The organism is Thermodesulfobacteriota bacterium, from assembly GCA_039028315.1.
In the GTDB taxonomy this organism is placed as follows: domain Bacteria; phylum Desulfobacterota_D; class UBA1144; order Nemesobacterales; family UBA2774; genus CR02bin9.
Genome location: JBCCIH010000113.1, coordinates 1 through 7,878 on the forward strand (window position 1 = coordinate 1; position 7,878 = coordinate 7,878).

Genomic DNA, 7,878 nt, shown 5'->3' on the forward strand with positions numbered 1-7,878 from the left:
ACTTAGTTGCTCGGGCTTGTGGTTTGCGGTGTAACGGGCGCTGCTTGAGCAGTATTTCCGTATATTGCTTTATAGGCGCCGTAGCTTCGAAGAATCCTTCTTATGTAATTCCTGGTTTCTCTAAATGGAACCTCTTCAATAAACTCATCTTTCTCAAGCCCATAAAACCTGACTTTCCAATCCGCAGCTCTATGAGGCCCTGCGTTATAGCTGGCAAGCGCAAGCTCAACATCCCCATCGAACTGATCGAGCACCTGTTTAAAGTAGAAAATTCCCATCTCAATATTTATTCTTGGAATTGTTAGCATTGATAAGCTAAAGCCGTTTATGCCTACTTGCCTTGCCACTGTTCTGGCTGTGGGCGGAATCATCTGCATAAGACCTCTAGCATCGGCTGGGGAGACAGCGTCTTTTTGAAACCTGCTCTCCTCTCTTATAATTGAATAAACAAGTAGCTCATCAACCCCGTATTTTTTAGAATAAGGGGCTACATATTCCTGATAACCCTTTGGATAAGAAAGCCTGTTGGCCTGCGGAAGGCCAAGACCCTGTGCAACTTTGATTGACTGATAATAGTCCTCAACCTGAGAGTACAGAAGACTAACCACAACAAGCTCTTCTTTGGTTCTTGATTCTTCTTCCATTGCCACTATCTCAAGCTGCGCTTCCTCCGGCATTCCTAGACTGATTAGCATCTGAGCCTTTTGTTTTCTTTTGCTTGCTTTAGGGTTAAGCGCAGTTGTCTCAGGGTTGGGGTTGGGATAAGCCGGACTGTAGCCGCTTTTCTTTTGAGCCATATATGTGTGGTATGTGGGAGTTGTAGATCCCGCAAGCTCTCTATACTGCACATTTGCTTCATTTAATTTGCCCTGTTTCTCAAGGGTTCTTGCTCTCCAGTACTTTGCATTTGATGCATTGAAGCTGGATTCAGAATCGATAAATGCTGAAAAAGTACCATGGGCCTCTCTGTACTGACCTTTTCTGTAGTAAATCCAGCCAAGGTTCCATGCCCCGTCCTCGGCGTATTTATTTCTAGGATATGATCTTATAAGAATGTCATAGGTTCTAATTGCCTGCTGGGTTTGACCGTTTATTTGATAAAGCCGCGCCGCATTATAAAGCCCTTCTGGTGCCAGCTGGCTGTTTGGGAATTGGTTGTGTATTTGTGTATAGACTGCAGATGCTTGTGAATCAAGCCCAAGCTTGGTTTTTAGCTTTCCACGCCAAAATAGCGAGCGGGGAGAGTTGATATTTTTAAGCACATTCTCTGCTTCATTATAGCGCTTGGTTTTAACCATGCAGATTCCCATATTAGTTCTAACTTCAGCGCTTTTGGATGAGACTTTGTTGTAGTTGTTAAGAGCCGAGCTGCATCTGGATTTATCAAATAGGATATTTGCACGCTGAAGGTAATCAGCTTGCGTTGGTACAAAAGCTATTCCTTGACTATTGCTTAAATTGGTAGCTGCTGCCTTAGCTTCACCAGAAGATTTTGTTTCAGGATACTCGACCCAAATCTGTCTATATGTTGCCATGGCGTCCTGGTATCTTCCTTGTTTTTCCATTGCCTCTGCCAGTCCATAAAGGTAAGAAGCTTTTAAGCTCCTTTTTGTCTCTTCACTGTAAAGTGATCTGAATATCCTCTCGGCATTAATGTAATCACCCGACTGAGTGTAAATAGTTCCCAAACGGGCAAGGGTTTTTTTCTTAAGTCCGCTGTCTGGGTACTGAGTTAATATCTTATTGAAGTATGTGGATGCATTTGCATAGTCACCAAGGTTCTCATATCCAGCGCCCTGGAAATATAAAACATAGTCACCTAGTTCAGGCAGTCCGTCTCCCACACTGTTTAGCATGTTTACGCCCTGCTGATACTGGCCGACTTTCACAAAGCAGTAGCCTTTTTTAAACCTGTCTTTAGGGTCTGCCGTTGCCTGCTGATAAATTTCTGACTGGCAATTAAGCCTAGTGGCAGCGTTTGAAGGAGGGCACATTAATATGCTCAGAGTTATTGTAGATAAGATTGCTAGTAAATATCTGTGATTCATATATGTCCCTCCATAGTTTTTGTGTCTACCTACCTTTTTGCCCTTTGAGGGTCTAACAAGTCCCTGAGCCCTTCACCAAATAGATTAAATGAAAATGCTGTAATAAATATCGCTAAACTAGGGAAAACAATTAAATGCGGAAATGTTCTTATTCCCTGCCATCCTGTGCTTGCAAGAGTCCCCCAGCTAGATTCTGGCGGCGCGATCCCAAGTCCCAGAAAACTAAGAGTGGACTCAGCCAATATTGCATACGGCACCGCAAAAGTGATTGTGATGATAAGAGGGCTTAGGATATTTGGAATAATATGTAGCCCTAGTATTCGTGATGGTGATGCCCCAAGACTCCTTGCAGACTGAACATAGTCAACGCCTTTAATTTGAAGCACGTTCCCCCTTACAATTCTTGCAACCCTCATCCATGCCGTAAACCCAAGTGCCAGTACGATTCCGAGCACGCCTCTACCTATTATAAGAGTGACCAGCACTATCAACAACAAATCTGGAAGTGAATAGAAAATATCTACCACTCGCATCATAAGCTCGTCCACTTTACCGCCCAAGTATCCAGAGATTGCTCCGTACAATGTTCCTACGATTAGAGCAATTAGCGCTGTTCCCAAGGCTACCGCTATAGAAACTCTCGAGCCATATATAACTCTGGAGAAAAGGTCTCTTCCCTCCTGATCTGTGCCCATAATGTTTACTTTATTTGGGGAGCTTAGTGTGTTTGAGAAATCCGTGTCGTCGTAGGCAAATGGGGCAATATATGGAGCAGCCACAGCTGTGGCAACGATTAATATAATAATTGCGCCGGTTATGAATATCTGAGCTTTTAGAAGCAATTCATATCTACCTTTATTGTGGTTATTACAAATATTAACTTCTATTTGAAGCGAAAGAAATAACTTTTAGCAATACAATTGATAAACATGCCGCTTTCATTTTGAAAAAGTGACTCTGTCACTTACTTAAATCCAGCGTTTGAATCTTCGTCTTTAAAGTAGTTGGCCCTTACTATAGTTTTAATACCGCCCCTTACGTTAAAGTCCCCTGTTACCTCTGCCCTTATGGGTTTGCAGGCCTCTACTATGTGGTCCAGAATTTGATTTGTAACATGTTCATGGAAAGCTCCCTCATCACGGTATGAGAACATGTACAATTTAAGAGATTTAAGTTCTATACAGAGTTTGTCTGGCACATATTTTAAATGAATTGTCGCAAAATCAGGTTGTCCCGTCTTTGGGCATACACATGTAAACTCGGGGCACGAAATGTCTATCTCGTATTCCCTGCCCGGATACTGGTTTTCAAATGTCTCTAGAATATCAAAATGCTTATCAGCCATTTCGGCTCCTCTTTTCTGTAAATTGATACTAGAAGTGTATCTAATACTATTGCTCTAGCAAAATACTTGACTGAGCACTCTTTATTATAAATACTAAAAGCTCTCTTTGGGGCATAGTATAACGGCAGTACGTCGGTCTCTGGAACCGAAAGTCAAGGTTCGAATCCTTGTGCCCCAGCCATCCCAACATCTAGATTATAAGACTAATTTTTTCGCTGTCTCAAATTTTGATTGTAATAAAATTTCATGTGTGTTACGCTCAGTAAGGTCTCGCAAATATATGAAAATGTGAGTATATGCTATATATATAACAAAATTATCTCTAATTAGAGGAGGGATTCCAAATGAGTGTAATGTTAATAGTAGATGCGAAGATAAAGGAAGAAAAGATCTCAGAGTATGCTGATTTCTTTGCAGAAATACTTCCTGATACAAGAAACTTTGAGGGCAATGAGGGCATTAGCCTCTGCGTTGATCAAGAAGATCCAAGCCGCATCTTCTTAGTAGAAAAATGGGCTGCAAAAGAGAATTATGAAAAATATCACCACTGGAGAGAGGAAAGGGGTGATCTTGAAAAAATCCGCTCATTCTTAGATGGCCGTCCAAACAGGGTCTTTCTAGATATAGTAAATGGATAGTCATTCGGTAACATCATGAACATCTGGCTGATCGTAGGTATTGCACTTCTTGTATGGGATATTTACGAAATAATAACGGGCAGCACCTGGATACATAGAAAAGTAGCTCGCGCCAAAGAGCCGGCGCTCTTTTGGGTACTAGTTACTATCTGGGGAATTTTAGCTCTCTGGGCTATATATGTGGGCCTAACTTAGTTCGGATTGTACTGAGCAAAGTTCTCTTCACTCTCAAAGTAGTAAATGCTACCGTCTGGCGCAGCGCCGATTACTGCATCAGCCTTGTCTACCTGTTTTCCGCTGATCGGATCAACAGCAACTCTGCTCTGAGGATTGTTCTTTATTTTAGCCTTGCACATCTCACAGCAGCCGTAGTAAGTTTTGCCTTCTACCTCAACCGGGATCTGCTCTCTTACAAATTCTTGGTTTGTGATCATGCAGACATACTTTGCGTCCAGTGGTTTTAGTGCTGAACTTTGCTCCGCCTGCACATGTGTACCCAATGCGGCGATAGCTATAACTACTACTAAGAATGTAAATAATGCGCTGTATTTTTTCATAATAAGAGCCTCCGTTTATATAAATAATAGGATAAGCCAATTTTTCCAATCTGCAAATGTTGTCATTCAAGATATACTAATTATATCGCAGATAATGGAGAAATAGTTTTATGACTGAGATTAAAGGCGACTGGGATATAGAAAGAGTTGAGCAGTATTTAAATCAGACTAAGTTTCCTCTAAGACTATCAGGAATAACGTCAAAAGGATATCCAACTGTATTTTCACTTTGGTATCTCTATGAGAAGGGGCATATATGGTGCGCAGTACAGAGTGACTCCTCAGTAGCAAAAATATTAACGGGTAATAACAAATGCGGTTTTGAGATTGGTCCCAATGTTAGTCCATATATGGGAGTCAGGGGAAAAGGAGATGCCGAGTTAATACCAGAAAAAGGCCCGGGAGTTCTGGAAAAACTCGTGGACAGATTTTTAGATGACGATAATGCCGATTTGGGGAAGTGGCTTCTTAGCAGAAAGGATACTGAGACTGCAATATGCATAAAGCCCATATGGATCTATTCATGGGATTACAGCCAAAGAATGAGATAAATCCCCCTTTGAACTTTAACTTAAAAAATAGTAACATTGAGATGTAATTAGTGCTTAGATTCATACACACAAAGGAGGCTATGAATGGCAATTATATCTTGGATTATATTTGGTTTGGTAGCAGGAGCTGTAGCTAAAATGATTCTTCCGGGCAAAGACCCCGGCGGATTCATAATGACAATTGTTATAGGTATCGTAGGCGCGCTCGTTGGCGGGTTTATTGCAAATATTCTTGGATTTGCTGGTGTTCAGCCAGGTTTTGATCTTCAAAGCTTCATTTTCGCAGTTATAGGTTCAATTGTGCTTCTTCTTATCTATAGAATGGTGAAAAGGTAAAAATTAGTACAGAATCTATCATGCCATCACTAAAGAAAGTCGTAAGTTTTCTTGATAAGTATCTAAAAGTTAATGAAATCGAGGACTCAAGCTGGAACGGTCTTCAGTTTGAAGGCCGCTCCAGTGTAGATAAAATCGCATTTGCTGTTGACGCCTCGGTCAAATCTTTTGAAGAAGCTGTGGAAATTAACGCTGATATGCTAGTGGTTCATCACGGCCATTTCTGGAGCAATCACAATCCCTCAATTTCTGGCTGGTCAAAAGATAGAATCAAAGTTCTCTATGATAACGATCTATCGCTATATGCATGCCACCTGCCGCTCGACAGACACAAAGAAGTGGGTAACAACGCAGAGATACTTAAACTCCTAGGTGCTCCAATAAAAAAAGAGTTTATGCACCATAAAGGTAAGAATATCGGATGGTTAGGGGAGAGAAAACGCGCGGTATCAATCACAGACATAGAAAGTAAATTAAATGATAAGCTAGATACAAAGTGCATAGTTCTTCCCTTCGGGACTAACAATGTAAAAACCATTGCCGTATGCAGCGGCGGAGGAAGCTACTCTGGGTTTTACGAAGCGCTCGAAATGGGCGCAGATCTTTATATAACAGGCGACACAGCTGAACTCTACTATACGGCCCAGGACTCAGGTATGAACGTAATATTTGCAGGTCATCACGCAACAGAAACTGTTGGTCTTAAAGCCCTATCAAAAGTTGTCCAAAAAAAGCTTAAAGTTGATACCACCTTTATAGATTTACCCACAGGGTTGTGATTCTCTAACCACTTTTAATTATTGACAACCCTACAGTCCAGACTTACAATATTTGTTTAAATTTTAGGAGGTTAATTGAAATGGGAAGCAGTAATATGGTTAAGATATTCGATACGACCTTAAGAGATGGTGAGCAGGCTCCAGGTTGCGGAATGACTGCTGAAGAAAAGCTACGTGTAGCGCACCAGCTCGAGAAGTTGGGCGTTGACATTATCGAAGCCGGATTTCCGATTTCTTCAGAAGGTGATTTCCAGTCTGTTAAAGTCATTGCCGATACAATAAGAGGCTGTGAGATAGCAGGGCTTTGCCGTGCTAACTACAGAGACATTGACAGAGGGTGGGAAGCTGTAAAGGGAGCTGAATCCCCAAGAATACATACCTTCATTGCAACCTCTGAGATTCATTTAAAGCATAAACTTAGAAAATCACAGGATGAAGTGCTTGAGATCATAAGCGGCGCTGTGAAGCACGCAAGAAACTATACGCCAAATGTGGAGTTTTCTTGCGAAGATGCCACCAGAACGGATCTTGACTACCTTGTAAGGGCAGTAGATCTTGCGGTTAGATCAGGTGCTTCAACCATAAACATCCCTGACACTGTTGGATACACAGTGCCCGAGGAGTTTGCCCATATTATTAGAACTCTACTTGAAAAGGTAGACGGGCTTGATGATCTAACTCTAAGCGTTCACTGCCATAACGACCTTGGTCTTGCTGTTGCTAACTCAACTGCAGCTGTTCAAGCAGGTGCACGACAGGTTGAGTGTACTATCAACGGCCTTGGCGAAAGAGCGGGCAATGCTTCTCTTGAAGAGATAGTTATGGGACTCAAGGTAAGAAATGACCACAACCCGTTTGAAACTCGAATAAACACCGAGCATATCTATCCGACAAGCAGGTTAGTCTCGCAAATAACTGGTATTAACGTTCAGCCAAACAAAGCAATTGTAGGCGCAAACGCTTTTGCCCATGAAGCAGGAATTCATCAGGACGGAGTTTTAAAAGAAAGGATCACATATGAGATCATGAGTCCTGAAGAGGTTGGTATACCTTCAAATAAGATTGTTCTTGGTAAACACTCAGGACGTCATGCATTTAGGGACCGCCTTGAAGAGTATGGCTATTTCCTAGATGACGATACCTTTATGGATGCTTTTGTTAAGTTCAAAGACCTTGCTGATAAAAAGAAATATGTTTTCGATGAAGACATAGAAGCTCTTATTAGTGAAGAGTTTGTCCGCTCATCTGATTTCTACAAAGTGTTATCTGCCAATTACTCAGGCGGAGTGGATATGCGTCCGGTCGCAACAGTAAGGCTATTAATTGACGATGAGGAAGTTACAGTTTCAGAGGTCGGTGATGGCCCGGTTGACGCAGCCTATCAGGCGGTGTCTAAAGCTACTGGTCTAAGCCCAACGCTAGAGACTTATAACGTTGCCGCTATCACAGAAGGCATAGACGCCCAGGGTGAGGTTACGGTCAGAGTCGAGCAGGACGGCGTAATAACTCAAGGCCAGGGAGCCAACACTGACATCGTTGTTGCAAGCGTAAAAGCCTACGTCAACGCTCTTAATAAACTCCGCTGGCGTAAAGAGCACCCTAAACGCGCAACTATGAAAGGGCT

The 7,878-nt window shown here is 42.1% G+C and carries 10 protein-coding genes and 1 tRNA gene; 7 read left to right on the forward strand and 4 right to left on the reverse strand.

Annotation, left to right across the window (positions count from 1 at the left end):
- Positions 1 to 2 precede the first annotated feature (2 nt).
- The 3 genes from AAF462_07835 to queF all read right to left on the reverse strand — a co-directional run bounded on the left by AAF462_07835 (position 3) and on the right by queF (position 3,393).
- Positions 3 to 2,048 carry a transglycosylase SLT domain-containing protein gene (locus AAF462_07835; protein MEM7009027.1) on the reverse strand — a complete coding sequence of 682 codons (2,046 nt, stop codon included), beginning with the start codon at positions 2,046 to 2,048 and terminating at the stop codon, positions 3 to 5.
- A gap of 29 nt (positions 2,049 to 2,077) precedes the next feature.
- On the reverse strand, positions 2,078 to 2,890 hold the full coding sequence (locus AAF462_07840) for an ABC transporter permease (protein MEM7009028.1): 813 nt from the start codon (positions 2,888 to 2,890) through the stop codon (positions 2,078 to 2,080).
- 122 nt (positions 2,891 to 3,012) lie between these two features.
- On the reverse strand, positions 3,013 to 3,393 hold the full coding sequence (gene queF, locus AAF462_07845) for a preQ(1) synthase (protein ID MEM7009029.1): 381 nt from the start codon (positions 3,391 to 3,393) through the stop codon (positions 3,013 to 3,015).
- 107 nt (positions 3,394 to 3,500) lie between these two features.
- Between queF and AAF462_07850 the strand changes: the two genes are divergently transcribed.
- The 3 genes from AAF462_07850 to AAF462_07860 all read left to right on the forward strand — a co-directional run bounded on the left by AAF462_07850 (position 3,501) and on the right by AAF462_07860 (position 4,226).
- Positions 3,501 to 3,574: transfer RNA gene (locus tag AAF462_07850), tRNA-Gln, on the forward strand.
- A gap of 163 nt (positions 3,575 to 3,737) precedes the next feature.
- On the forward strand, positions 3,738 to 4,031 hold the full coding sequence (locus AAF462_07855; GenBank protein MEM7009030.1) for an antibiotic biosynthesis monooxygenase family protein: 294 nt from the start codon (positions 3,738 to 3,740) through the stop codon (positions 4,029 to 4,031).
- A 15-nt stretch (positions 4,032 to 4,046) separates the two neighbouring features.
- Positions 4,047 to 4,226 carry a hypothetical protein gene (locus AAF462_07860; GenBank protein ID MEM7009031.1) on the forward strand — a complete coding sequence of 60 codons (180 nt, stop codon included), beginning with the start codon at positions 4,047 to 4,049 and terminating at the stop codon, positions 4,224 to 4,226.
- Here AAF462_07860 and AAF462_07865 read toward each other — a convergent pair.
- Complete coding sequence (locus AAF462_07865) at positions 4,223 to 4,588, reverse strand: TRASH domain-containing protein (GenBank protein MEM7009032.1); 366 nt, start codon at positions 4,586 to 4,588, stop codon at positions 4,223 to 4,225. The genes AAF462_07860 and AAF462_07865 overlap by 4 nt on opposite strands.
- Before the next feature lie 110 nt (positions 4,589 to 4,698).
- Between AAF462_07865 and AAF462_07870 the strand changes: the two genes are divergently transcribed.
- The 4 genes from AAF462_07870 to AAF462_07885 all read left to right on the forward strand — a co-directional run.
- Entirely contained in the window at positions 4,699 to 5,139 is a 441-nt protein-coding gene (locus tag AAF462_07870) for a hypothetical protein (GenBank protein MEM7009033.1), read from the forward strand.
- A gap of 84 nt (positions 5,140 to 5,223) precedes the next feature.
- Entirely contained in the window at positions 5,224 to 5,475 is a 252-nt protein-coding gene (locus AAF462_07875; GenBank protein MEM7009034.1) for a GlsB/YeaQ/YmgE family stress response membrane protein, read from the forward strand.
- A 20-nt stretch (positions 5,476 to 5,495) separates the two neighbouring features.
- Positions 5,496 to 6,254 (forward strand): Nif3-like dinuclear metal center hexameric protein, encoded by a 759-nt coding sequence (locus AAF462_07880; GenBank protein MEM7009035.1) that lies wholly within the window; start codon positions 5,496 to 5,498, stop codon positions 6,252 to 6,254.
- An 80-nt stretch (positions 6,255 to 6,334) separates the two neighbouring features.
- The coding region (locus AAF462_07885) for a 2-isopropylmalate synthase (protein ID MEM7009036.1) at positions 6,335 to 7,878 on the forward strand (1,544 nt) is incomplete at its 3' end.

Coding starts and splice junctions, on each gene's coding strand:
- AAF462_07835 (MEM7009027.1), bottom strand. CDS start 2,048: ATGAATCACAGATATTTACTAGCAATCTTATCTACAATAACTCTGAGC.
- queF (MEM7009029.1), bottom strand. CDS start 3,393: ATGGCTGATAAGCATTTTGATATTCTAGAGACATTTGAAAACCAGTAT.
- AAF462_07855 (MEM7009030.1), top strand. CDS start 3,738: ATGAGTGTAATGTTAATAGTAGATGCGAAGATAAAGGAAGAAAAGATC.
- AAF462_07860 (MEM7009031.1), top strand. CDS start 4,047: ATGAACATCTGGCTGATCGTAGGTATTGCACTTCTTGTATGGGATATT.
- AAF462_07865 (MEM7009032.1), bottom strand. CDS start 4,588: ATGAAAAAATACAGCGCATTATTTACATTCTTAGTAGTAGTTATAGCT.
- AAF462_07870 (MEM7009033.1), top strand. CDS start 4,699: ATGACTGAGATTAAAGGCGACTGGGATATAGAAAGAGTTGAGCAGTAT.
- AAF462_07875 (MEM7009034.1), top strand. CDS start 5,224: ATGGCAATTATATCTTGGATTATATTTGGTTTGGTAGCAGGAGCTGTA.
- AAF462_07880 (MEM7009035.1), top strand. CDS start 5,496: ATGCCATCACTAAAGAAAGTCGTAAGTTTTCTTGATAAGTATCTAAAA.